This window comes from Streptomyces sp. NPDC048643 (assembly GCF_040650615.1).
GTDB lineage: Bacteria > Actinomycetota > Actinomycetes > Streptomycetales > Streptomycetaceae > Streptomyces.
The window spans coordinates 1-22,626 of sequence record NZ_JBEZHO010000042.1 but is presented as its reverse complement, the minus strand read 5'-3'; the positions used below and the strand labels follow the sequence as shown (position 1 = coordinate 22,626).

The 22,626-nt window shown below is 70.8% G+C and carries 21 protein-coding genes and 1 pseudogene; 5 read left to right on the top strand and 17 right to left on the bottom strand.

Annotated features, from left to right (window positions below; translation table 11 throughout):
- Window positions 1-10 precede the first annotated feature (10 nt).
- From AB0C62_RS31290 to AB0C62_RS31255, 8 genes are all read right to left on the bottom strand, one after another.
- Entirely contained in the window at window positions 11-1,843 is a 1,833-nt protein-coding gene (locus AB0C62_RS31290) for a glycoside hydrolase family 18 protein (protein WP_362978881.1), read from the bottom strand.
- Between the two features lie 128 nt (window positions 1,844-1,971).
- The gene (locus tag AB0C62_RS31285; protein ID WP_081221838.1) at window positions 1,972-2,424 is read right to left on the bottom strand and encodes a hypothetical protein; all 453 of its coding nucleotides are present in this window, start codon (window positions 2,422-2,424) and stop codon (window positions 1,972-1,974) included.
- 160 nt (window positions 2,425-2,584) lie between these two features.
- The gene (locus AB0C62_RS31280) at window positions 2,585-4,012 is read right to left on the bottom strand and encodes an FAD-dependent oxidoreductase (protein ID WP_362978879.1); all 1,428 of its coding nucleotides are present in this window, start codon (window positions 4,010-4,012) and stop codon (window positions 2,585-2,587) included.
- A 30-nt stretch (window positions 4,013-4,042) separates the two neighbouring features.
- Window positions 4,043-4,843, bottom strand: a complete 801-nt coding sequence (locus AB0C62_RS31275; protein WP_164371066.1) for an ABC transporter permease — start codon at window positions 4,841-4,843, stop codon at window positions 4,043-4,045.
- A complete protein-coding gene (locus AB0C62_RS31270) occupies window positions 4,844-5,773 on the bottom strand; it encodes an ABC transporter permease (protein WP_362978877.1) in 930 nt (309 codons plus the stop codon). It abuts the gene before it with no gap.
- The gene (locus AB0C62_RS31265) at window positions 5,773-6,933 is read right to left on the bottom strand and encodes an ABC transporter ATP-binding protein (RefSeq protein WP_362978875.1); all 1,161 of its coding nucleotides are present in this window, start codon (window positions 6,931-6,933) and stop codon (window positions 5,773-5,775) included. Before AB0C62_RS31265 ends, AB0C62_RS31270 begins: the two co-directional genes overlap by 1 nt.
- Window positions 6,930-8,177, bottom strand: coding sequence for a spermidine/putrescine ABC transporter substrate-binding protein (locus AB0C62_RS31260; RefSeq protein WP_362978873.1), 1,248 nt, complete (start codon window positions 8,175-8,177; stop codon window positions 6,930-6,932). Before AB0C62_RS31260 ends, AB0C62_RS31265 begins: the two co-directional genes overlap by 4 nt.
- A 76-nt stretch (window positions 8,178-8,253) precedes the next feature.
- Window positions 8,254-9,780 carry a gamma-aminobutyraldehyde dehydrogenase gene (locus tag AB0C62_RS31255; protein ID WP_362978871.1) on the bottom strand — a complete coding sequence of 509 codons (1,527 nt, stop codon included), beginning with the start codon at window positions 9,778-9,780 and terminating at the stop codon, window positions 8,254-8,256.
- 208 nt (window positions 9,781-9,988) lie between these two features.
- Between AB0C62_RS31255 and AB0C62_RS31250 the strand changes: the two genes are divergently transcribed.
- Window positions 9,989-10,540: an NADAR family protein gene (locus tag AB0C62_RS31250; RefSeq protein WP_362978869.1), complete on the top strand. Its 552-nt coding sequence runs from the start codon at window positions 9,989-9,991 to the stop codon at window positions 10,538-10,540.
- Window positions 10,541-10,711: 171 nt separating this feature from the next.
- Window positions 10,712-12,283, top strand: coding sequence for an MFS transporter (locus tag AB0C62_RS31245; RefSeq protein ID WP_362978951.1), 1,572 nt, complete (start codon window positions 10,712-10,714; stop codon window positions 12,281-12,283).
- Between the two features lie 28 nt (window positions 12,284-12,311).
- On the opposite strand, the gene AB0C62_RS31240 is transcribed toward AB0C62_RS31245, so the two are convergent.
- Window positions 12,312-13,427, bottom strand: coding sequence for a DUF4190 domain-containing protein (locus AB0C62_RS31240; protein WP_362978867.1), 1,116 nt, complete (start codon window positions 13,425-13,427; stop codon window positions 12,312-12,314).
- A 90-nt stretch (window positions 13,428-13,517) separates the two neighbouring features.
- Here AB0C62_RS31240 and AB0C62_RS31235 point away from each other — a divergent pair, with 90 nt between their 5' ends.
- From AB0C62_RS31235 to AB0C62_RS31225, 3 genes are all read left to right on the top strand, one after another.
- The gene (locus AB0C62_RS31235) at window positions 13,518-14,714 is read left to right on the top strand and encodes an adenosine deaminase (protein ID WP_362978865.1); all 1,197 of its coding nucleotides are present in this window, start codon (window positions 13,518-13,520) and stop codon (window positions 14,712-14,714) included.
- A 17-nt stretch (window positions 14,715-14,731) separates the two neighbouring features.
- A complete protein-coding gene (locus AB0C62_RS31230) occupies window positions 14,732-15,415 on the top strand; it encodes a glycerophosphodiester phosphodiesterase (protein ID WP_362978863.1) in 684 nt (227 codons plus the stop codon).
- Between the two features lie 245 nt (window positions 15,416-15,660).
- The gene (locus AB0C62_RS31225) at window positions 15,661-16,824 is read left to right on the top strand and encodes a serine hydrolase domain-containing protein (RefSeq protein ID WP_362978861.1); all 1,164 of its coding nucleotides are present in this window, start codon (window positions 15,661-15,663) and stop codon (window positions 16,822-16,824) included.
- Here the strand turns inward: AB0C62_RS31225 and AB0C62_RS31220 are convergent.
- The 8 genes and pseudogenes from AB0C62_RS31220 to AB0C62_RS31185 form a co-directional block, all read right to left on the bottom strand.
- Window positions 16,817-17,344 carry a hypothetical protein gene (locus AB0C62_RS31220; RefSeq protein WP_362978859.1) on the bottom strand — a complete coding sequence of 176 codons (528 nt, stop codon included), beginning with the start codon at window positions 17,342-17,344 and terminating at the stop codon, window positions 16,817-16,819. The two genes, AB0C62_RS31225 and AB0C62_RS31220, sit on opposite strands and share 8 nt — an antisense overlap.
- Before the next feature lie 62 nt (window positions 17,345-17,406).
- Window positions 17,407-18,771, bottom strand: a complete 1,365-nt coding sequence (locus AB0C62_RS31215) for an FAD-dependent oxidoreductase (RefSeq protein ID WP_362978857.1) — start codon at window positions 18,769-18,771, stop codon at window positions 17,407-17,409.
- A gap of 208 nt (window positions 18,772-18,979) precedes the next feature.
- A complete protein-coding gene (locus tag AB0C62_RS31210) occupies window positions 18,980-19,492 on the bottom strand; it encodes a hypothetical protein (protein ID WP_362978855.1) in 513 nt (170 codons plus the stop codon).
- Window positions 19,476-19,967, bottom strand: a complete 492-nt coding sequence (locus AB0C62_RS31205; protein ID WP_164371087.1) for an RNA polymerase sigma factor — start codon at window positions 19,965-19,967, stop codon at window positions 19,476-19,478. The genes AB0C62_RS31210 and AB0C62_RS31205 overlap by 17 nt, the downstream gene beginning before the upstream one ends.
- Window positions 19,968-20,155: 188 nt before the next feature.
- Complete coding sequence (locus tag AB0C62_RS31200) at window positions 20,156-20,797, bottom strand: class F sortase (RefSeq protein ID WP_362978853.1); 642 nt, start codon at window positions 20,795-20,797, stop codon at window positions 20,156-20,158.
- Window positions 20,794-21,162, bottom strand: a complete 369-nt coding sequence (locus tag AB0C62_RS31195; RefSeq protein ID WP_362978852.1) for a sortase-dependent protein — start codon at window positions 21,160-21,162, stop codon at window positions 20,794-20,796. Before AB0C62_RS31195 ends, AB0C62_RS31200 begins: the two co-directional genes overlap by 4 nt.
- Before the next feature lie 247 nt (window positions 21,163-21,409).
- A complete protein-coding gene (locus AB0C62_RS31190) occupies window positions 21,410-22,186 on the bottom strand; it encodes an ABC transporter permease (protein WP_362978850.1) in 777 nt (258 codons plus the stop codon).
- Window positions 22,183-22,626: pseudogene (locus tag AB0C62_RS31185) on the bottom strand (ABC transporter); the annotation flags it as partial. The pseudogene AB0C62_RS31185 and the gene AB0C62_RS31190, both read right to left, overlap by 4 nt.

Sequence of the window (22,626 nt, the reverse complement as noted above, 5' to 3'; positions counted from 1 at the left end):
GAAGCCGCTCTCAGCCGAAGTAGCTGTCGAAGTTCCGGGAGAACTCCCAGCCGCCGAAGCGGTCCCAGTTGATCGACCAGGTCATCAGGCCGCGCAGCGACGGCCAGGTGCCGTGGGTCGTGTACGTGCCGCAGTTGGTCTTCTTGGTGAGGCAGTCGAGGGTCTTGGTGACCTCGGCCGGGGACACGTAGCCGTTGCCGGCGTTCGTGGTGGCCGGCATGCCGATGGCTATCTGGTCGGGGCGCAGCGGCGGGAAGACGTTGTTCGCGTCGCCCGCGACCGGGAAGCCCGTGAGCAGCATGTCGGTCATCGCGATGTGGAAGTCGGCGCCGCCCATGGAGTGGTACTGGTTGTCGAGGCCCATGATCGACCCGGAGTTGTAGTCCTGGACGTGCAGCAGGGTCAGGTCGTCGCGCAGGGCGTAGATCACCGGAAGGTAGGCGCCGGCGCGCGGGTCCTGGCCGCCCCACTTGCCGGTGCCGTAGTACTGGTAGCCGAGCTGCACGAAGAAGGTCTCCGGGGCCATGCTCAGGACGAACTTCGCGCCGTACTTGGCCTTCAGGGTCTTCAGGGCCGAGATCAGGTTGACGACCACCGGGGTGGTCGGGCTCTTGAAGTTGGTGTCGCTCGCGTCGAGGGAGAGCGAGTGGCCCTCGAAGTCGATGTCCAGTCCGTCCAGGCCGTAGGTGTCGATGATCTTCGAGACCGAGGAGACGAACGTGTCACGGGCGGCCGTGGTGGTCAGCTGGACCTGACCGTTCTGGCCGCCGATCGAGATCAGCACCTTCTTGCCGGCCGCCTGCTTGGCCTTTATCGCGGCCTTGAAGTCGGCGTCGCTCTCCACCGTCGGGCACTCGGTGACCGGGCAGCGGTTGAAGCGGATGTCGCCCGAGGTGGCGGAGGTCGGCTCGCCGAAGGCCAGGTCGATGACGTCCCAGCTGTCGGGCACGTCGGCCATGCGCGTGTAGCCCGCGCCGTTGGCGAAGCTCGCGTGGAGGTAGCCGACGAGGGCGTGCGTGGGCAGGTCGGAGGAGCCTCCGCCGCCCCCGCCGGAGCCCGCCGAGGTGGTCGCGGTGACGGTGGCCGACTTCGCCGACTCACCGGCGTCGTTCGTCGCGGTGACCTGGAAGGAGTACGCGGTGGACGCGGTCAGTCCGCTCACCGTCGCCGAGGTGCCGGTGGCCGTCTGGACCTTCACCCCGTCGCGGTAGACGGCGTATCCGGTCGCGCCGGGCACCGCCGTCCAGGACAGGCCGACCGACGAGGACGTGACCGTGCCGGTCTTGAGGCCGGTGGGCACGGCCGGCGGCTGTCCCGCGTCGACACCGGGGCCGGTCAGCGAGAGGTCGTCGGCGTAGTAGGTGCCGGTGCCGTACCAGCCGTGCGTGTAGATCGTGACCTTGGTGGTCGAGGCACCGGTGCGGAAGGTGGTGCTCAACTGCTGCCAGTCGGCCGCGGACTGGGTCCAGGTGCTGACGTCGGTCGTGCCGGTGCCGCTCGCGCCGAGGTAGACGTAGCTGCCGCGGACGAACCCGGACAGCGTGTACTGCGCGTCCGGTTTCACCGTCACGGTCTGCGAGCACTGGGCGTAGTCGCTGCCGGCCGGGGTGGCCTTCAGCGCCGAACTGCCGCTGTGCACCGGGGTGGTGACGGTGCTCGCGGCCGTACAGGTCCAGTTGGCCAGGCCCGACTCGAACCCGCCGTTCTTGGCGAGATCCGCGTCGGCCGCACGGGCGGCCGACGAGAGCGCGGTGAGACCGGGTACGGCCAGAACGGTGGCCGTGCACACGGCGAGAATCCTTCGACGGTGTTCGGACGGTCTGCTGCGTCTGGTGCGTTCCACTGCTGCCTCCGGGCACGGGGGAATGGGGAGGGTGGAGCGCGCCCAACTTGGTCCAGACCAATTCTGTTGTCAAGACCCCCTGCGTGCGGGGGACTTCGGAAGATCGCCGCCGCGCGGCGCCGGTACGGCTATCGGTCCCCGTTCCCGGCGAGGCCCGCCGCCGCCTCGTGCATGGCCAGTTCGAGCAGTGCCGGATCCGTGAGGGTGCCCGAGCCGTCCGGCTGCACCAGCCAGCGGACCCCGCCGGTGGCGCGCCCCGGGTAGGGCACCACGATCCAGGTGCCGGGCCCCGCGGTGCGCACCCCGGTACCGAGCCAGCGGGCGGCGGTGCCCGCGGGTACGAAGAAACCCATCCGCGCGTCGCCGAAGTCGACGAGCACCGGGCCCGGTTGGTCGATCACCCGGCTCAGCACGTCGAGCGTCGGATAGCCGAGTTCGCCGGGCAGGATGAGCACGTCCCAGGCCCGGCCCGCCGGGAGCAGCGCGATGCCCAGGGGGTTGCGTTCCCACTCCCACCGGCAGGCCTCCGGGTCCGGAGCCACGGATGTCAGCCACTCGACCGCCGTCTTGGGCCCTGTCATGACGGAACCTCCCTCTCTCGTGACGACGCTGGTCGCGTCACAGGGGAGAGGGAGGTCCGGGGCGATCATTACGCGGGTTCCGGCTACCAGTTGGTAGTGAGCCGGATCACACCCTCGAGCTGGGCGTACGCCCGTGGATCACGGAGTGGCCCGCGCGCCCTCAGCTGTCGAAGCCGAGGCCCATCCTGTCCATGGTCTTCAGCCACAGGTTGCGCCGGCCGCCGTGCGTGTCGGCGCGCGCCAGCGACCACTTGGTGAGGGCGATGCCCGTCCAGGCGAAGGGCTCGGGCGGGAACGGCAGCGGCTTCTTGCGCACCATCTCCAGCTCGGTGCGCTCCGTCCGCTCCCCCGCCAGCAGGTCGAGCATCACGTCCGCGCCGAAGCGGGTGGCGCCGACGCCGAGGCCCGTGTAGCCGGCCGCGTAGGCGACCTTGCCCTGGTGGGCCGTGCCGAAGAACGCCGAGAAGCGCGAGCAGGTGTCGATCGCGCCACCCCAGGCGTGCGAGAAGCGGACGCCCTCCAGCTGCGGGAAGCAGGTGAAGAAGTGTCCGGCGAGCTTGGCGTACGTCTCGGGGCGGTCGTCGTACTCGGTGCGCACCCGCCCGCCGTACGGGTAGATCGCGTCGTAACCGCCCCACAGGATGCGGTTGTCGGCGGAGAGCCGGAAGTAGTGGAACTGGTTCGCCGAGTCGCCGAGGCCCTGGCGGTTCTTCCAGCCGATGGAGGCCAGCTGGTCGTCGCTGAGGGGCTCGGTCATCAGCGCGTAGTCGTAGACCGGGACGGTGTACGAGCGGACGCGCTTGACGAGGTTGGGGAAGATGTTCGTGCCGAGGGCGACCCGGCGGGCGCCGATCGCGCCGTACGGGGTGCGGACGGCCATGCCGGCGCCGGACGGCTTCAGGTCGAGGGCCGGCGTGTTCTCGTAGACCCGGACCCCGAGCTGGAGGCAGGCGCGCTTCAGCCCCCAGGCCAGCTTGGCCGGGTGGAGCATGGCGACGCCGCGCCGGTCGTACAGACCGGCCAGGAAGGTCGGGGAGGCGACCTGTTCGCGGACGGCCTCGGTGTCGAGGAGTTCGACGCCCTCGGCGAGGCCCTCGCGCTCCAGCTCCTGGTGCCAGTCGCGCAGTTCGGCCGCCTGGTGCGGCTCCGTCGCGACGTCGATCTCTCCGGTGCGCTCGAAGTCGCAGTCGAGGGAGTAGCGGGCGACGGCCGCCTCGATCTCGTCGAGGTTGCGGGCGCCCAGCTCCTCCAGCTTGCGGATCTCGTCCGGCCAGCGGGTCAGCCCGTTGGACAGACCGTGCGTGAGGGAGGCGGCGCAGAAGCCGCCGTTGCGGCCGGAGGCGGCCCAGCCCACCTCGCGGCCCTCCACGAGAACGACGTCCCTGGCGGGGTCGCGCTCCTTGGCGATCAGCGCGGTCCAGAGCCCGCTGTAGCCGCCGCCGACGACGAGCAGGTCGCACGTGTCGGAGCCGGTGAGCGCGGGCTCGGGCCGGGGCCTGCCCGGGTCGTCCAGCCAGTACGAGACCGGCTGGACGTCCGCGAGGGACTGCGTCCACTGATTACCACGGGTCATGGCGCTTGGGGCCATGATTTCCAACTCCCTACAAAGGATCGAGCGTTATGCCTTTTGCCTGTTGCGGCGATTGCCCACGACCATTCCGGCCAGGACGAACAGTACGGCGATGAGGAACATGGCCGTACCGATGACATTGATCTGAACGGGTGTTCCGCGCTGTGCCGAACCCCAGACGAACATGGGGAACGTGACGGTCGAGCCCGCGTTGAAATTGGTGATGATGAAATCGTCGAAGGAGAGCGCGAAGGCGAGCAGCGCGCCCGCGGCGATTCCGGGGGCCGCGATGGGCAGGGTCACGCGCAGGAAGGTCTGCGCGGGACCGGCGTACAGGTCCTGCGCGGCCTGTTCGAGGCGTGGGTCCATCGACATGACGCGGGCCTTGACGGCCGTCACGACGAAGCTGAGGCAGAACATGATGTGGGCGATCAGGATCGTCCAGAAGCCCAGCTGGGCGCCCATGTTGAGGAACAGGGTGAGCAGCGAGGCGGCCATCACGACCTCGGGCATCGCCATCGGCAGGAAGATCAGCGAGTTCACTGCGCCGCGTGCGCGGAAGCGGTAGCGGACGAGCGCGAAGGCGATCATCGTGCCGAGGATCGTGGCGCCGATCGTCGCCCAGACGGCGATCTGGAGGCTGAGCGAGAGCGAGCCGCACATGTCGGCGACCCCGCACGGATCGCGCCACGCGTCCGTCGAGAATTGCTGCCACTCGTAATTGAAGCGCCCCTTCGGTTTGTTGAAGGAGAACACCGTCACGACGATGTTGGGCAGCAGCAGATATCCAAGCGTCAGCAGTCCCCCGATGACGACGAGATGGCGCTTGAGCCAGTTCACGAAGGCCATTTAGACCAGATCCTCCGTCCCGGACTTGCGGATGTAGAGCGTGACCATGATGAGGATCGCGGCCATGAGGATGAACGAGAGTGCCGCGGCCGTCGGATAGTCGAGAATCCGCAGGAACTGGGTCTGGATGACGTTGCCGACCATGCGGGTGTCGGTGGAGCCGAGCAGGTCGGCGTTCACGTAGTCACCGCTGGCGGGGATGAACGTCAGCAGCGTGCCGGAGACGACGCCCGGCATCGACAGCGGGAACGTCACCTTGCGGAAGGTGGTGATGGGCCGGGCGTACAGGTCGCCGGCCGCCTCGTGCAGCCGCCCGTCGATCCGCTCCAGCGAGGTGTAGAGCGGCAGCACCATGAACGGCAGGAAGTTGTACGTGAGTCCGCAGACCACCGCGAGCGGTGTGGCGAGGACCCGGTCGCCCGCCGTGAAGCCGAGCCAGCTGGTGACGTCCAGGACGTGCAGCGTGTTCAGGGCGCCCACGACCGGGCCGCCGTCCGCGAGGATCGTCTTCCAGGCGAGCGTGCGGATCAGGAAGCTGGTGAAGAACGGTGCGATCACCAGGATCATGATCAGGTTGCGCCAGCGGCCCGCGCGGAAGGCGATCAGGTACGCGAGCGGGTAACCGAGCACCAGGCACAGGATCGTCGCGGCACCGGCGTAGAGCACGGAGCGCAGGAACTGCGGCCAGTAGTCGGCGAGCGCGTCCCAGTAGGTCTGGAAGTGCCAGGTGACCTTGAAGCCGTCCTCCAGCGATCCCGTCTGGATCGAGGTGGAGGCCTGGTAGACCAGCGGGAGCGCGAAGAAGACGACCAGCCACAGCAGGCCGGGCAGCAGCAGCCAGTACGGGACGAGCCGGCCGCGCTTCCTCGGCGGTTTCTGGGCGGGTTGCGGCGCGAGCGGCGGCGCCTCCACCTCGGTGACGGTGGCCATCAGGCGGCCTCCTCCTCGGCCGTCTCGACACCGGCGTCGATGTCCTGGGTGGCGTCGAGGCCGAAGGTGTGCGCCGGGCTCCAGTGCAGGACGACCTCGGCACCCGGGACGAGCCGGGAGTCCCGGTCGATGTTCTGGGCGTAGACCTCGAACTCGGGGCAGACGGCGCTGTCGATCACGTACTGCGTGGAGACGCCGATGAAGCTGGAGTCGGCGATCCTGCCGGTGATGCGGTTGCGGCCGGCGGGTATCTCGCCCGCGTCGTCGGCGTGCGTGAGGGAGATCTTCTCCGGGCGGACGCCGACCAGGACCTTGCCGCCGGCCGTGGTGTCCGCCGAACATCGCGCCCCGGGGAGCACCAGCTTGCCGCCGCCCGCCCTGAGGACGATGTCGTCGCCGCTCCTGGAGTCGACCTCGGCCTCGATGAGGTTGGAGGTGCCGAGGAAGTTGGCCACGAAGGTGGTGTTCGGGTTCTCGTAGAGGTCGGCGGGCGCGCCGAGCTGCTCGACACGGCCCGCGTTCATCACGGCGACGGTGTCGGCCATGGTCATGGCCTCCTCCTGGTCGTGCGTGACGTGGACGAAGGTGATGCCGACCTCGGTCTGGATGCGCTTGAGCTCCAGCTGCATCTGGCGGCGCAGCTTGAGGTCGAGGGCGCCGAGGGGTTCGTCGAGGAGGAGCACCTTGGGGTGGTTGATCAGCGCGCGGGCCACGGCGACGCGCTGCTGCTGGCCGCCGGAGAGCTGGTGCGGCTTCTTGCGCGCCTGCTCGCCGAGCTGTACGAGGTCGAGCATGTCCTCGACCTGCTTCTTCACCGACTTGATGCCGCGCCGGCGCAGACCGAAGGCGACGTTCTCGAAGATGTCGAGGTGCGGGAAGAGGGCGTAGGACTGGAAGACCGTGTTCACCGGGCGCTTGTAGGGCGGCAGGTTCGTCACGTCCTGGTCGCCGAGCATGACGGTGCCCGAGGAGGGCTCCTCCAGGCCGGCGATCATCCGCAGGGTGGTGGTCTTGCCGCAGCCGGACGCGCCGAGCAGCGCGAAGAAGGAGCCCTGCGGCACAGTCAGGTCGAGGGGGTGCACGGCCGTGAAGGAGCCGTACGTCTTGCTGATCCCGGAGAGGCGGACGTCGCCGCTGTTGTCATTCGTCATCGTGGTCACGCCCCTGTGAGCTTCGCGAACTTCTCTTCGTAGGCCGTCTCTTCCTTCTGGCTCAGCGAGCGGAAGGGGTGTGACTTCGCGGCCATGGCCTTGTCAGGAATGATCAGCGGGTTGTTCGCCGCGTCCTTGTCGATCTTCGCGAGATAGGGCTTGACCCCGTCGACCGGACAGACGTAGTTGATGTAGGCGGCGAGTTCCGCGGCGGGCTCGGGCTCGTAGTAGAAGTCCATGAGCCGCTCGGCGTTCGTCTTGTGACGTGCCTTGTTCGGGATCAGCATGTTGTCGGTCGACGTCATGTATCCGCTGTCCGGGATGAGGAAGTCGACATCCGGGCTGTCCGCCTTGAGCTGGACCACGTCACCGGCCCAGGCGACGCAGGCCGCGAGGTCGCCCTTGGTGAGGTCGGACGTGTAGTCGTTGCCGGTGAAGCGGCGTATCTGGCCCTTGTCGACGGCCTTCTGGAGGCGGGCGATCGCCGCGTCGAAGTCGTCGTCGGTGAAGTTCGCCGGGTCCTTGCCCATGTCGAGCAGGGTCATGCCCATGCTGTCGCGCATCTCCGAGAGGAAGCCGACGCGCCCCTTGAGCTTGGGGTTGTCGAGCAGGTCGGAGACCGAGCGGACCTCGACGCCGTCGAGTGCCTTCTTGTTGTAGGCGATGACGGTCGAGATGCCCTGCCAGGGATAGGAGTAGGCGCGCCCGGGGTCCCAGTCGGGGTTGCGGAACTGGGCGGACAGGTTGGTGTAGGCGTGCGGGAGGTTGGCCGCGTCGAGCTTCTGCACCCAGCCGAACCGGATGAGCCGGGCCGCCAGCCAGTCGGTGACGACGATGATGTCGCGCCCGGTGTCCTGGCCCGCCGCGAGCTGCGGCTTGATCTTGCCGAAGAACTCGACGTTGTCGTTGATGTCCTCGGTGTACTTGACCTTGATACCGGTCCGTTTGGCGAACGCGTCGAGCGTGGGGTGGTGCTTCTCGCTCTCGTCGACGTCCATGTACTCGGTCCAGTTGGAGAAGTTGATCGTCTTCTCCTTGGCCGAGTGGTCCTCGGCCGAGACCCCGCCCTTCGTCTTGCCGGCGGCCGGGATCCCGCAGGCGCTCAGCGCCCCGAGGCCGCCGACGGCGAGCGCGCCGCCCGCCGACGCGCGCAGCAGGGAACGGCGGCTGAGGGAGGCCCTGCCGTTCCGGAAGCTGCGCCGCAGGGCGGCCCGTTGGACCGGGGACATGCGTTCGGGCTCGTACTGCTCCATGCTCTGGTGCCCTTTCGGAAGCGTCGCGGCCGTGGTCGCGGCCTGGTCTGCCACAGGGCCGTAGCCGGTCGATCGGCTACGGCCGGTCCCCGAAGACCGTGCGGTGCCAGTCCTTCCTGGCGACCGCGGTGTTGTCGAACATGACGTGCTTGACCTGCGTGTACTCCTCGAAGGAGTAGGCGGACATGTCCTTGCCGAAGCCGGACGCCTTGTAACCGCCGTGCGGCATCTCGCTGATGATCGGAATGTGGTCGTTGACCCAGACGCAGCCCGCCTGGATCTCACGGGTCGCGCGGTTGGCGCGGTAGACGTCGCGGCTCCAGGCGGAGGCCGCGAGTCCGTACGGGGTGTCGTTGGCCAGCGCGATGCCCTCGTCGTCGGTGTCGAAGGGGAGTACCACGAGCACCGGGCCGAAGATCTCGGCCTGCACGATCTCGCTGTCCTGCCCGGCGTCGGCGACGAGCGTGGGCGCATAGTACGCGCCGGACTTGAGATCGCCCTGGGGAACCTCTCCACCGGTGACCACGCGCGCGTAGCCCCGGGCGCGGTCGACGAACCCGGCGACGCGGTCGCGCTGGGCGTGCGAGATCAGCGGGCCGAGGTCGGTGTCGGCCGCGAAGGGGTCGCCCACGCGGACGCTCGCCATCAGGGCGCCGGTCTGCTCCACGAACGCGTCGTAGAGGGGGCGTTGCACGTACGCGCGCGTGGCGGCGGTGCAGTCCTGACCGGTGTTGATGAGCGAGCCGGCGACCGCGCCGTGCACGGCGGCCTCCAGGTCGGCGTCGTCGAAGACGAGGAAGGGTGCCTTGCCGCCGAGTTCCAGGTGGAGGCGCTTGACGGTGGAGGTGGCGATCTCCGCGACGCGCTTGCCGACGGCCGTCGAACCGGTGAAGGAGGTCATCGCGACGTCGGGGTGTCCGACGAGGTGTTCGCCCGCCTCCCGGCCGAGGCCCGTGACGATGTTGATCACGCCGTCCGGGATGCCCGCCTCGGTGGCCGCCTCGGCGAACAGCAGGGAGGTGAGCGGGGTCAGCTCGGCGGGCTTCAGGACGATCGTGTTGCCGGCGGCGATCGCCGGGAGGACCTTCCACGCGGCCATCTGGAGCGGGTAGTTCCAGGGCGCGATGGAGCCGACGACCCCGATGGCCTCGCGGCGTACGTACGAGGTGTGGTCACCGGAGTACTCGCCGGCCGACTGGCCCTGGAGGTGCCGGGCGGCGCCGGCGAAGAACGCGGTGTTGTCGATGGTGCCCGGCACGTCGAACTCGCGGGTCAGCTTGAGGGGCTTCCCGCACTGCAGGGACTCGGCCTGGGCGAACTCCTCGGCACGCTCGGCGAGCACGGCGGCGAAGCGGTGCAGCGCGTCGGAGCGCTCCCCGGGGGTGGCGCCCGACCAGCCGGGGAAGGCCGCGCGGGCGGCGGCGACGGCCGCGTCCACGTCGGCGGTGCCCGCCAGCTCGTAGGTGTACACCTCTTCGCCGGTGGCGGGGTCGACGACCGCGTGCGTGCGGCCGGAAGTGCCCTTGGTCAGACGGCCCGCGATGTACTGCGCTCCGCCGGCGAGGCGGTCCTGCGCCTGGAAGCGATGGCCCGGATTGTGCATGTCGCTCTCCTCCGCCGCCCTCCCCGTCGAAACGGGGGTCGGCGTAGCTCCAGCTCGATTTGAGTGCCGATCCTGACAGAGCTAAGGGACTCCAACAAGTGATTCCGTTGTTGCCTTTTGGTTACGCGACGGAATCCTTCGACCAGGTGTCGAGTCCTGCTGGAAAAGGCGGGACGGAATGTCAGTGGTGCGTGCCACAGTGGCGTGCATGGGGAAGATCGCCACGCGGGAAGCACTGGTCAGCACGGTCGAGTCGGGGACACGCGTGAAGTACCTGCACTTCTGGGGGCACCGCGCACGGGCGGACGGACAGGTCGGATCGAGCTGCCTCAGCCAGTGGTGGCCGTCACCCTTCGTGGTCGAAGGGGTCGCCTACGCTACGGCGGAGCACTGGATGATGGCCGCCAAGGCGCGCCTCTTCGGGGACGCCGAGGCCGAGCGGCAGGCGGTCGGCGCGGCGAACCCGGCGCTCGCCAAGAAGGCGGGGCGGCTGGTGCGCGGCTTCGACGACGCGGTGTGGGAGCGCGAGCGGTTCGGGATCGTGGTCGAGGGCAGCGTCCACAAGTTCGCGGCGCACGCGGATCTGCGGGAGTTCCTGCTGGCCACCGGCGACCGGGTGCTCGTCGAGGCGAGCCCGCTGGACCGGGTCTGGGGCATCGGTCTCGCCGCGACCGACGAGGGCGCCTCGGACCCCCGGCGCTGGCGGGGCGGGAACCTGCTGGGCTTCGCGCTGATGGAGGCGCGGGAGCGGCTGCGGTAGGGCGGGAGCGGCCGCCACCGGCCCGGGCGGCGCGTGCTCGATGATCGTCCTGCGGATGCGTCCCCCCACGAACCGGCTGAGAATGCAGAGGTGAGAGGCACTCATTCGGCTCGGGGCGCGGCCGCTGAACCGGCGCCCAGGACCTCGAACCAGTCGCTGGCCCTCGCGGCCATGCTCTTCGCGGTGTCGATGACGTTCATCGACCAGACGATCGTCTCCATCGCGGCTCCGGACATCGTGAACGAGCTGGGCCTGTCCGCATCGGGCATGCAGTGGGTGGTGAACGCCTACCTGCTGTCGCTGGCGGCGTTCTTCGCCCTCGGCGGCCGGCTCGCGGACCTCTTCGGGCCCCGCCGGGTCGTCATCATCGGGACCCTCGTCTTCGTCATCTCCTCGGTGCTCTGCGGCTGCGTCCCCAAGGGGGACTTCGCCCAGACCTGGCTGATCATCTTCCGGGCGACGCAGGGTCTGGGAGCGGCGCTCCTGTTCCCCGCGGCACTGGCCGTGGTGGTGGCCGTCTTTCCGGTGGAGCGGCGCGGCCGGGCCCTGGCACTGTTCTTCGGGCTGTCCGGAGCGCTGACGGCGATCGGCCCGCTGCTGGGCGGCTGGCTCACGTCCTGGACCTGGCGGGCGATCTTCTGGGTGAACGTGCCCGTGGCCGTCGTCGCCCTCGTCCTGACGATGATGGCGCGCGTCCCGAACCGGCGGCGCGACGAGTCGCTGGACGGCCTCGGCGCCGTCCTCATCGCCGTCGGTATGGGGGTGAGCGTGCTGGGCTTCCAGCAGGCCGCGTCCTGGGGCTGGGACAGCGCGGCGACCTGGGCCTGCATCGTGGGCGGCCTGGCGGTGCTCGTCCTGTTCTGGCGCTACGAGCGGGGCAAGCGGCACCCGCTGGTCAACCTCGCGGTGTTCCGCGACAAGGCCTTCACCGTGGACACGCTGGTGCTGTTCTTCGCCATGCTGGCCTTCGTCCCCGTCTTCTTCTTCGCCTCCGTCTACGCCCAGGTCTCGCTGAGCGCCTCCCCCAACCAGGCCGCGCTGTACCTGCTGTACTTCTTCGCGGGCTTCGCGATCGCCTCCCAGTGGGGCGGCCGCATGCTGGACAAGCAGGGAGCCCGGGGGCCGATGAAGATCGGCACCATCGTCGGCGCCGTCGGGTTCGCCCTGTGGGCCAACAAGCTGACCGACCTGTCGATGCACGACCAGTGGCCCTACGTGGCCCTCGCGGGCGCCGGTATCGGCTTCATCCTGGCGCCCGCCTCCACGGACGCCGTCAACCGGGCGATCGGCGCCTCGTACGGCGAGGTCACCGGCATCACGCAGACCGTGCGCAACTACGCGGCGAGTGTCGGCCTGGCCGTCCTCGGAACGATCCTCACGCACCGGACGACCGAGAACGTCGTGTCGACGCTGACCTCCCGCGGGGTGTCGTCGGACACCGCGAACGGGGTGGCCAAGGACATCGCCGAGGCGGTCACGGGCAACGGCGACGCCCGGACACCCACCGGCACCGGGCCGGCCGCCAGCGCGGCGCGCGACGCGATGTCCAGCGTGCGGATGGACTTCGCCGAGGCCAACCAGTGGGTCTTCTACGGCATGGCGATCGCGCTCGGCATCGGATACCTGGTCGCGCTGCGCCACCCCGGGGGCAAGGGGACACCGGCCGTCGCGGAGGGCGAGCCGGAGGCGGCCCCGACGACTCCGGCTCCCCCGTCCGAGGACGAGCACCGGACGCGGGCCTGACCGAGCGGCCGGGCCCGCCGCACCTCGCCTACCTCTGCTGGGTGACCAGGGACGTGGAGAACCCGTCGTACCCGTCCGAGTCGTCGCTGCCGACCTCGTCCGGAAGGGCGACGATGACGACGATCAGCGCGGCGCCGAGCACGATGCCGACCGATCCGCAGATGATCCCGGCCAGCGCCTGCCCCGGGTTCGTCGCCTCGCCCTTGCGGACCCTGCCCCGGCCGATCACGCCGAAGATCACGGCGAGGATGCCGAGGACGATCGCCAGCGGCCACGCACAGAACAGGACCGCGGCGATGATGCCGAGGACGAGGGAGGCGGTGCCCAGGCCGTTGCTCGGCGCGGGCGGCCCCATGGGCCAGCCGTAGCCGGGAACGCCCCCGTACGCGGACGGGCCGGCGCCGGGATACTGCGGATAGCCGTAGCCGTACGGGAGCTGCCCCGGCCCGCCGGGGGCTATCGGCGGCGGAGGCACGGGCTCGCCCGGGCCGGGCTGCGGGTACGGCGTGTGGGCCGCGGGAGCCGCGAACGGGTTGTCCCAGACGGGGCCGCCGGGAGCCGCGGGCCCGGGCGGGACGCCGGTGCCGGGCAGCGACGTGATCGTCGGCAGCCCGTACGCGGGAGAGGGCGTGGCGCTTCCGCTGCCCCGCGCACTCCTGCCGGACGCGTCGGTCTCCTCGGGCGGCGCCCAGGGATTGGGCTCTTGCCGCCGGTCCGCACCGGGCTTGCCGAGGGAGACCTGCGGGGCGGGGGCCCGACCGGACGCGGAGGCGGAACTCTGGCTTGCGGCGGACGCGGAGGCCGGACTCTGGCCGGGGGCGGCGAACGGCCCGGTCCCCTGGGCGGGCACCGACGACCCCGGCCCGTCGGCCCGGGTTCGGTCCGCCGCGGACTCAGCGGACCGCGGTCCGTCGGCCGGGGCCCGATCCGCCGGGGGCGGGACCTGTTCCGGGCCTTCCCCGGACTCACCGGTCACGGCGTACTGCGGGCCGTCATCGGCCGCGCCGTCCACCCACCGCGCTCCGTCGTCGGCCCGCGTGGCGTTCTCCCGCTCCGCCGGCGCGGTCCACCCGTTCCCCTGAGCCGTCGGTGTCCACGCGTCGGTGTCACGTGGAGTCTCCGGCGTTCTCGCGTCCTCGGACATGCGCGAAGTCCCCTCTCTTCTGCGTGCCGTCATGCTACGGCCCGGGCGTGTCCTGCGGATCTCCACGGGTCGACGACCTGCCCGTCAGCGGTGGTCCGGCGGTCCCGGACGGGCCGGGCCCGGCCTCCCCGGGCCGCGGCCTACGATGATCCCGAGTCATCGATCAGCCGATCACCCGCGTCCCGCCGAGCATCGTCCGGAGACGCCGTTCCGGGGAGGAACCCCTTGACCGAGCACATCACCGCACGCGACGACGTCCGCGACCTGCACTCCTTCATCGCCGGGCTGCCCAAGGCCGAACTGCACGTCCACCACGTCGGATCCGCCTCCCCGCGCATCGTCTCCACGCTCGCCGCCCGGCACCCCGACTCGATGGTGCCGACCGACCCCGAGGCGCTGGCCGACTACTTCACGTTCACGGACTTCGCCCACTTCATCCAGGTGTACCTGTCCGTCGTGGACCTGATCCGCACGCCGGAGGACGTCCGGCTGCTGACGTACGAGGTGGCCCGGGACATGGCGCGTCAGCAGGTGCGCTACGCCGAGCTGACCATCACGCCGTGGTCGTCCACCCGGCGCGGGATCGACGAACTCGGCTTCATGGAGGCGATCGAGGACGCGCGCCGGGCCGCCGAGGCGGAGCTGGGTGTCGTCCTGCGCTGGTGTTTCGACATTCCGGGCGAGGCCGGTCTGGAGGCCGCCGAGGAGACCGTGCGGCTCGCGACCGACGACCGGCTGCGGCCGGAGGGGCTCGTGTCCTTCGGGCTCGGCGGCCCCGAGATCGGCGTTCCGCGACCGCAGTTCAAGCCGTACTTCGACCGGGCGATCGCGGCGGGCCTGCGGTCGGCGCCGCACGCCGGTGAGACGACGGGCCCGGAGACGGTCTGGGACGCGCTGAACTTCCTGGGCGCCGAACGCATCGGCCACGGCACGAGTTCGGCGGGGGACCCCAAACTGCTCGCCCACCTCGCCGAGCACGGAATCGCCCTGGAGGTCTGCCCGACCTCGAACATCGCCACGCGTGCGGTCCGCACCCTCGACGAGCACCCCATCAGGGAGTTCGTGGCGGCCGGGGTGACGGTCACCGTCAACTCCGACGACCCGCCGATGTTCGGCACCGACCTCAACAACGAGTACGCGGTCGCCGCCCGGCTGCTGGACCTGGACGAGGCGGGCGTCGCCTCGCTCGCCCGCAACGCGGTGGAGGCGTCGTTCCTCGACGAGGCCGGCAAGGCGAAGCTCGCGGCCGAGATCGACACGTATGCCGCGACCTGGCTGGCCCTCTGACCGAGCACAATGGGCGCATGCGCACCGTGACCGCAGTCGCCCACCGCGGCGACCCCTATCGCGCCCGTGAGAACACGATCGACTCGCTGCGTTCCGCGCTCCGCCGGGGCGCGGACGCCGTCGAGATCGACGTACGGCTGACGCGTGACCGCCTGCCCGTGCTGCTGCACGACGACACGCTCAACCGGTTGTGGGGGCACGACCGTCCTCTGCGGTCGCTCTCCTCCGACGAGGTGAAGGGCCTGACCGGCGGCGGGGTGCCGACGCTCGCGGAGGCCCTCGCGGCGACCGGCGACCACCGGATCATGGTCGATCTGCCGGGTCCGGTGGACGAGAAGGCCGTGCGCGAGGTCGTGGACGTGGTGCGGGCGTGCGGGGCGCAGGAGCGGGTGTACTACTGCGCCGGTGCCCCGGCGATGCTCACGGTCCGGGCCGTCGACCCGGCCGCCGAGATCGCGCTGACCTGGACGACGCTGGCACCGCCGCGCCCGGCGCTGCTCGACGCCGTGCGTCCGCGCTGGCTCAACTACCGCTTCGGGCTGGTGGACCGGGATCTCGTGGCCCGGGTCCACCGGGACGGTCTGCTGGTGTCGGTGTGGACCCCGGACACCCGTCGCACCATGCGCCGCCTCCTCGCGACGGGCGTCGACTCGGTCACGACCAACCGCGTCGACACCCTGGTCGCCCTCCGCGACGGCTGACCGCGCGACGGGAGCGGACGCCCATCTCCCCGCACCCACGGCCGGTCTCCCCGAGGGGGCCGGCCGTCGACCCGCGTGCCGTGACCGGCGCGGGGCGCCCGTTCCTCTCCGCCGACGGCCCGTCTCCCTAGGGGAGACCCCCGTCCGGACACTGGGGACGGCACCCTTCCTGCTGAGGATCACGGGGGTCACGGACGGCCGGAGGATGAGGACGTTCCCCTCCGGCAGCTTCCTCAGGAGACCCGATGCCCGTACGCAGCAGCCCGGCCGTTGTCCTCGTCGCCGCCCTCAGCCTCGGCCTCGCCGCCGGGCCGATGGGAGCCCCGGCGTTCGCCTCTCCCACTGCTCCTCCCGCCGCGCCGGCCCGCACGTCCGCCGGACCCGACGCCGACGCGCTGCGTGCCGCGCTGGCCGGGCTCCCCGACCAGGACGCGACGGCGGCACTCGTCCGGGTCGGCGGCACCGACGGTCACTGGCGCGGCAGCGCGGGCGTGCACGATCTGGAGAGCGGCCGGGCGGCCGACCCCGACGCCCGCTTCCGTGCCGGATCCACCACCAAGGTCGTCACCGCGGCGGTCGTCCTCCAGCTCGCCGCCGAGGGCCGGATCGGGCTGGGCGCACCGGTGCAGCGGTACCTCCCCGGGCTCCTGCCGTCCTCCTTCGAGCCCGTCACCGTACGGCAGTTGCTGAACCACACGAGCGGCATCCAGGCGGGTGACGGTTTCGGCGACGACTTCGCGGACGCGTACGCGCACCGCTTCGACACCCTCGCGCCGCGCCAGGTCGTGGCGTCGGCGGTGGCGAAGGGACCGGAGTTCTCGCCGGGCACCCGGCAGGACTACCTGAACATCAACTACACGATCCTCGGCCTGCTGATCGAGAAGGTGACCGGCCACGCGTACGCGCGGGAGGCGCAGCGGCGGATCCTTGGGCCGGCCGGGATGCGTGACACGTACTTCCCCGGCACGGACCCCCGTATCCGCGGGCCGCACAACCACGGCTACCAGGCGGTGCGGCGGCCGGACGGGACGACGGAGTTCGTGGACGTCACCGACTGGAACCAGGCGGACCGCTGGGCGGCCGGTGACATGATCTCCACGACCGCCGACCTGGAGCGGCTGATCACGCGCCTGTTCCGCGGACGACTTGTCCCGGCACGGCAGTTGAAGGAGATGTTCACCGTGCCCGCCGGGATCGAGGGCGCCGACATGAGCGCCGGGCTCCAGCGCTTCGCGTACGAGGGCACGGAGTACTGGATCAAGTCGGGCGCCCGGTACGGCTACAGCGCGGTCGTCGGCGCCACCCGGAACCTGTCCCGCACCCTGGTCTACTCGGTCGGCTCCACCGACGCCAAGGGCGAGACGATGAACCCGGTCGCCGAGCGGATCGCGATGGCGGCGCTCAGGTAGCCGGGACCGGCGCGCTCCCCCGGTCTGGGGCGAGGGCCTCCAGGCGTTTGATCTTCTTCCGGACGACGTGGAGGGGGAGGACGCCGAAGACCCCGAAGGACAGGTCGACGAGCGTCCACCAGAAGGGGATTCCGCGGACCGGTCCGCAGATCAGGGCGAGCGGGACGATGCCCGCGCAGGCGATCATCCCGAACTCGACGACCCAGATGTTGCGGACCGGATCGCGGTACGGGCCGTAGAACGCGAGCGCGATCACCAGGTGCGCGAAGGCCAGCCAGTCCGTTCCGTAGAGCAGGAACGGGTAGTCGGCGTCGGCGGTGTCGAGGCCGCGGCGCACCCGCTCGATCCAGTCCATCAGGGCGGGCAGGTGCTCCGGCACGGACAGGGACCGCAACAGGTCCTCGGTCCAGTGGAGTTCGTGCACCAGGGGGAAGGCCGTGGCGCCGCTGAGCACCAGGCTGACGGCGAAGAGGACAAGCCACGCGCGGATGCCCTTGAGCAGGGCGGCTCTGGCGCTCATGACCGGAGCCTACGCTCCGACTTGAACGCGTTCAAAACCGCCCTGCCCGGGGTCCGTACGGGTCAGGCGCCGCTCGCCTTCAGCATGTCCTCGCGCTCGACGAGCTTCACGCGCTCGCGGCCCTCGGGCTCGCCCAACGCCTTCTCCGCGGCGTCCAGCCGGTACCAGCCGTCCCACGTGGTGAAACGGACGTCGCGCTCGCCGAGGAACGCGTCGACGGCGGCCGGTTCGGGCGAAGCGGGCTCGGACAGACGGCCGTTCGCGTGGTCGTCGAGCAGGCTCGCGACCGTCTCGTTGGCATCGCCCTTGGTGTGGCCGATCAGACCGATCGGGCCGCGCCGGATCCAGCCGGTGACATAGGTGGACCGGAGGTGCTCGCCGCTCTCCTCGATCACGCGGCCGGCCGCGTCCGGCACCGTGCCCGAGTCGACGTCCCAGGGCAGCTTGGGCAGGCTGTCGGAGAGGTATCCGACGGCTCGGTAGACCGCGCTGACGTCCCAGTCCTTGAAGGCGCCGGTGCCCTTGACGTTCCCGGTGCCGTCGAGGGCGGTGCGCTCGGTGCGCAGACCGACGACCTCGCCGTTCTCGCCGAGGATCTCGGACGGCGACTCGAAGAAGTGCAGGAACAGCTTGTGCGGGCGGTCGCCGGTGTCGCGGATGGCCCAGTTCTCCAGGGTCTTGGCGACCATGTCGGCCTGCTTGTTGCCGCGCCGGGTGGCGATCGAGCCCTCGTCGTAGTCGATGTCCTCGGGGTCGACGATGACCTCGATGTTCGGCGAGTGGTCCAGCTCGCGCAGTTCCATCGGGCTGAACTTCGCCTGCGCCGGGCCACGGCGGCCGAACACGTGGACCTCCAGGGCCTTGTTGGCCTTGAGCCCCTCGTGCACGTTCGGCGGGATCTCGGTGGGCAGCAGTTCCTCGGCGGTCTTGGCGAGGATGCGCGCCACGTCCAGCGCGACGTTGCCCACGCCGAGGACGGCGACCTTCTCCGCCTCCAGCGGCCAGGTGCGCGGGACGTCGGGGTGACCGTCGTACCAGGAGACGAAGTCGGCCGCGCCGTACGAGCCGTCGAGGTCGACGCCCGGGATGTCGAGGGCCCGGTCGGCCGTGGCGCCCGTCGAGAAGATCACCGCGTCGTAGAAGGCGCGCAGATCGTCGAGGTTGATGTCCCGCGGGTAGTCCACGTTGCCGAAGAGGCGGATCTGCGGCTTGTCGAGCACCTGGTGCAGGGCCGTGATGATGCCCTTGATCCGGGGGTGGTCCGGCGCGACCCCGTAGCGGATGAGACCGAACGGGGCCGGCATCCGCTCGAACAGGTCGATGGACACACCGGGCTCGGCGGCCACTGCGGACTTCAGGAGCGCGTCGGCGGCGTAGATTCCGGCGGGGCCGGCTCCGACAATGGCTACCCGCAGAGGGCGAGGCATGATCAGGTTCCCTTCGGGCAGAGGCAGGGGGCTCGACGGGAAGCCTAAACTAAGGCAAGCCTAAGTCAGTAGGCGGGTCCGGGCTATGACCTCATAAGGCCGCCTTATGGGTGTTCAAGGGTCGCTTTATGACCCCCACCCGGCTCACTCCCGACCGTGGCCGTCGGCTCCCTCTCCCGGCTCAGGAGACCTCCGGAACCCCTTCCGCCTACCTTCGAGTCCCGCTTGAGGGCGTCGGACCGACGCCGGTCCGGACCGCCGAGGGCTCGACGGAGACGGAGGTCGGGGTCGCGGACGGCCTCCGGGCGGGATCGGACGAACGGGCCGGACCGCGCGGGGTGGGCACGGTGCTCGGGGCCGAGGTCGCCGAGGTCCGCCCGGTGGGGTCGCTCGCACTGGGCCGGGGACTCTCGTTCCGCTGCGAGGGCGACGGGTCGGGCACCGTCGACGGACTGCTCGCGGGCGGCGGTGCCAGCGGGACCGTCGGTGAGGCGGGCGCCTCGGACTGCGCCGCCCGGAGCGGCAGCGCGACGAGCACGGCGACCGCGCACGCGAGCCCGGCTCCGAGCGACGCCCGGAGCAGCCGGCGGCGCGCCGCACCCCGACGGATGGCCTCGTACCGGCCGGCCGGGGGTCCGAGGAGGTCGGAGGGGGGTCGCAGGATGACGGCGAGCGGATCGTCGGGCTCGAACTCCGGGCCGTCGTCAGCGTGTGTGATCAAGGCTTCTCCTCAGGTGCGCGCGGAGCAGTTCGCGGGCCGCGTGGAGATCGGCCTTGACGGTCCCTTCCTTGCGCCCGGTCAGCACGGACACCTCCCGGATCGGCATGTCAGCGTAGTAGTGCAGCAGGATCGGGACGCGCAGCCGTTCGGGCAGCGACTGCACGATCAGCCGGACCGAGGGGTCGGTCTGTTCGTTGGGCGGGCCGAGAGCCGCCTCGGTGGTCGCCCGGTGCACGGCCCGGCGCTCGCGCTCCAGCTTGCGCCAGTGGTCCCGGACGAGGTTGGCGGCGGTGACGTAGAGGAAGCCCCGGGGTTCGGCCACGGTCGTCCAGCGCGCCCAGAGCCGTGTGAACGCCTCGGAGGCGATCTCGTGGGCGGTTCCGTCGTCGTCGACGAGACGGCGGCACCAGCCGGCGAGGCGCGGGTAGAGGGCGGCGAACAGCTCGGACGCTGCCTTCTCGCGGGACCCTTTCAACACTCTCCATGGTCGTGACGGAATGCGAGAAGCGGGATCCCGGGCCGCGGATGTACGGTCCATCGGCCCAGGATCCTGCCTCGGGCCCTCGGTGGACCCTGCGGTTGTGCCGCTGTTGTGCCGCTGTTGTGCGACGAACGGACGGCCGCCCGGCACCCGGCGGGGACCGAGGAGCGTCCGCTCGGGTGTCAGGGGCTCGCGGAGCTGAGCGCCGCGAACACGATCACGTTGTCGGCGTAGCCGTCACCGGTCCGGGCACCGCCACAGGTGATGAGCCGCAGCTCCGGGCGGTCCACGTCTCCGTAGACCGTGTCGGACGGGAACTCCGCCTTGGCGACGGTCCGTACGGAGGTGACGGCGAACACCGCCGAGGTGCCGTTCTCCAGGCGTACCTCGATCCGGTCGTCCCGGCGCAGTCGCGCGAGCCGGCGGAAGACGCCGTCCCCGTACGCGCCGACCGTGACATGACCGAGGATCACCGAGGGACCGGTCTGCCCCGGCGTCGGCGAGTGCCGGTACCAGCCGGCCCGGTCGTGCGCCACGACCGGCGGCACCTGAACGCTGCCGTCGGAGGCCAGCCCCAGCCGCATGACCGGGGTGTCGACGCCGATGGCGGGGATCCGCAGCCCGACCGGCACCGAACGGCCCAGCGCCCGGGCGGGCTTGCCGGCTCCGGACTTGGACGGCGCTGTGCCGCCGGGCTGTTCGGCGGTGCTCCGGCCGGTGGCGTTCGCCCCGGCCGGGTCACCGCCGTCGGGGGAACCGCCACAGCCGGCGAGCAGCGCGGCCAGCGCCGCGGCGCCGAACGCGCGCCTGGAGAGGGCCGTCATTCCCCGGTGGCCCGGCGGCGGCGTACGACGACGAACGTCGCGCCCCCGACGGCGAACAGCGCGGCCACGCCGCCGCCGATGAGCCCGCCCTGCCCTCCGGACGGCTCCGAACCCGCCGCCGTCACGCCGGTGTCGGGCGCTCCGCTCGGCCGGACGGACACCTGGCGCGAGGAAGGCGCCCGCGTGGGCTCGGCGCTCGGGACGGCGGAGGGCGTCCGGCTCGGCGAGGTGCTTGCCGGAGCGGGTGCGGACGTGACGGTGGGGCGGGTCGAGGGGACCGGGGACGGCCCGTCGGCGAACGCGGGCACCGCGCCCGCCAGCACGGCGGTGCACGCAAGTGCCGTGGCACTGAGGACGGTTCGCATGAGTGGCTCTCTTTCGTCGGTCCGCCCGCCGGTGGGAACGGCGGGCTGTGTCGTGGATCGAGCGGAGAGACGAGGCAGCACGGGTCCGGGTTGCAAAGAGCGGGCAAAGGCGCGAGAGGTGCCGGGGAGGGCACCTTCACCGACCTGTCGGCCGGCTCCGGTTCACGGCCTCCGTACGACAGAACCCCCGGGCGTCGCCCGGGGGTTCTGTCGTGTGGTCCTCGGTCCGCTCCACGCATCTGGTCGCCTACTGGGGATCGCGGTCGAACTGCGCCCGGGACCAGCGGTATCCGAGAACGCTCAGGGCCGCGCACCAGGCCAGGGCGATCCACCCGTTGTTGCCGATCTCCGTGCCGAGGAGCAGTCCGCGCAGGGTCTCGATGGCCGGGGTGAAGGGCTGGTACTCGGCGATCGGCTGGAACCAGCCGGGCATGGAGTGCAGCGGGACGAAGGCGCTGGAGATGAGGGGGAGCAGGATCAGGGGCATGGCGTTGTTGCTGGCCGCTTCCGGGTTGGGGGCGCCCATGCCCATGCCGACCGCGATCCAGGTGAACGCCAGGGCGAAGAAGGCGAGCAGGCCGAAGGCCGCGAGCCACTCCAGCACGGTGGCGTCCGTGGAGCGGAAGCCCATCGCGACACCGACGGCACCGACGAGCACCACGCTGATGATCGCCTGCAGCACGCTTCCGACGACGTGCCCGAAGAGCACCGAGCCCCGGTGGATGGCCATCGTGCGGAAGCGGGCGATGATCCCCTCGTTCATGTCCATGGAGACGGACACGGCGGTGCCGACGACGGTGGAGCCGATCGTCATGAGCAGGATGCCCGGGACGATGTAGGCGATGTAGGCGGAGCGGCCCGCGCCGCCGCTCATCGTGTCGCCGAAGATGTAGACGAACAGCAGCAACAGCATCACGGGCGTGAGCAGCAGGTTCAGGGTCATCGACGGGTACCGCCGGGCGTGCAGCAGGTTCCGGCGCAGCATCGTGGACGAGTCGCGCACGGCGAGGGAGAGAGAGCTCATCGAACGGTCTCCTTGGACGGGGCGGGCTGGACGGACCGGGCCTGCTGGTGCGGGGCGTCGGTGTCGCCGGTGAGGGCGAAGAAGACGTCGTCCAGGTCGGGTGTGTGGACGGTCAGTTCGTCGGCCTCGACCCCGGCCGCGTCGAGCCAGTCGAGGATGGAGCGCAGTTCGCGCTGGCTGCCGTCGCTGGGGAACTGCAGGGACAGCGCTTCGTCGTCGCGGGTGGACTCGTTCAGCGCGTCGGCGGCGGTCTGGTAGGCGGTGGGGTCGGTGAAGCGCAGGCGGATGTGTCCGCCGGGGATGAGGCGCTTGAGTTCCTCGGCGCTGCCTTCGGCGGCGATCTTCCCGTCGTTCAGGACGGCGATGCGGTCGGCGAGTTCGTCGGCCTCCTCCAGGTACTGCGTGGTGAGGAAGACCGTGGTGCCGCCGGTGACGAGCTC

Bases quoted from the DNA above. Each gene is read 5' to 3' on its own strand.
- AB0C62_RS31245 (WP_362978951.1), top strand. From the start codon at position 10,712: ATGCTCTTCGCGGTGTCGATGACGTTCATCGACCAGACGATCGTCTCC.
- AB0C62_RS31195 (WP_362978852.1), bottom strand. From the start codon at position 21,162: ATGCGAACCGTCCTCAGTGCCACGGCACTTGCGTGCACCGCCGTGCTG.
- AB0C62_RS31250 (WP_362978869.1), top strand. From the start codon at position 9,989: ATGGGGAAGATCGCCACGCGGGAAGCACTGGTCAGCACGGTCGAGTCG.
- AB0C62_RS31225 (WP_362978861.1), top strand. From the start codon at position 15,661: ATGCCCGTACGCAGCAGCCCGGCCGTTGTCCTCGTCGCCGCCCTCAGC.
- AB0C62_RS31215 (WP_362978857.1), bottom strand. From the start codon at position 18,771: ATGCCTCGCCCTCTGCGGGTAGCCATTGTCGGAGCCGGCCCCGCCGGA.
- AB0C62_RS31230 (WP_362978863.1), top strand. From the start codon at position 14,732: ATGCGCACCGTGACCGCAGTCGCCCACCGCGGCGACCCCTATCGCGCC.
- AB0C62_RS31220 (WP_362978859.1), bottom strand. From the start codon at position 17,344: ATGAGCGCCAGAGCCGCCCTGCTCAAGGGCATCCGCGCGTGGCTTGTC.
- AB0C62_RS31200 (WP_362978853.1), bottom strand. From the start codon at position 20,797: ATGACGGCCCTCTCCAGGCGCGCGTTCGGCGCCGCGGCGCTGGCCGCG.
- AB0C62_RS31255 (WP_362978871.1), bottom strand. From the start codon at position 9,780: ATGCACAATCCGGGCCATCGCTTCCAGGCGCAGGACCGCCTCGCCGGC.
- AB0C62_RS31285 (WP_081221838.1), bottom strand. From the start codon at position 2,424: ATGACAGGGCCCAAGACGGCGGTCGAGTGGCTGACATCCGTGGCTCCG.
- AB0C62_RS31280 (WP_362978879.1), bottom strand. From the start codon at position 4,012: ATGGCCCCAAGCGCCATGACCCGTGGTAATCAGTGGACGCAGTCCCTC.
- AB0C62_RS31240 (WP_362978867.1), bottom strand. From the start codon at position 13,427: ATGTCCGAGGACGCGAGAACGCCGGAGACTCCACGTGACACCGACGCG.
- AB0C62_RS31260 (WP_362978873.1), bottom strand. From the start codon at position 8,177: ATGGAGCAGTACGAGCCCGAACGCATGTCCCCGGTCCAACGGGCCGCC.
- AB0C62_RS31270 (WP_362978877.1), bottom strand. From the start codon at position 5,773: ATGGCCACCGTCACCGAGGTGGAGGCGCCGCCGCTCGCGCCGCAACCC.
- AB0C62_RS31190 (WP_362978850.1), bottom strand. From the start codon at position 22,186: ATGAGCTCTCTCTCCCTCGCCGTGCGCGACTCGTCCACGATGCTGCGC.
- AB0C62_RS31275 (WP_164371066.1), bottom strand. From the start codon at position 4,843: ATGGCCTTCGTGAACTGGCTCAAGCGCCATCTCGTCGTCATCGGGGGA.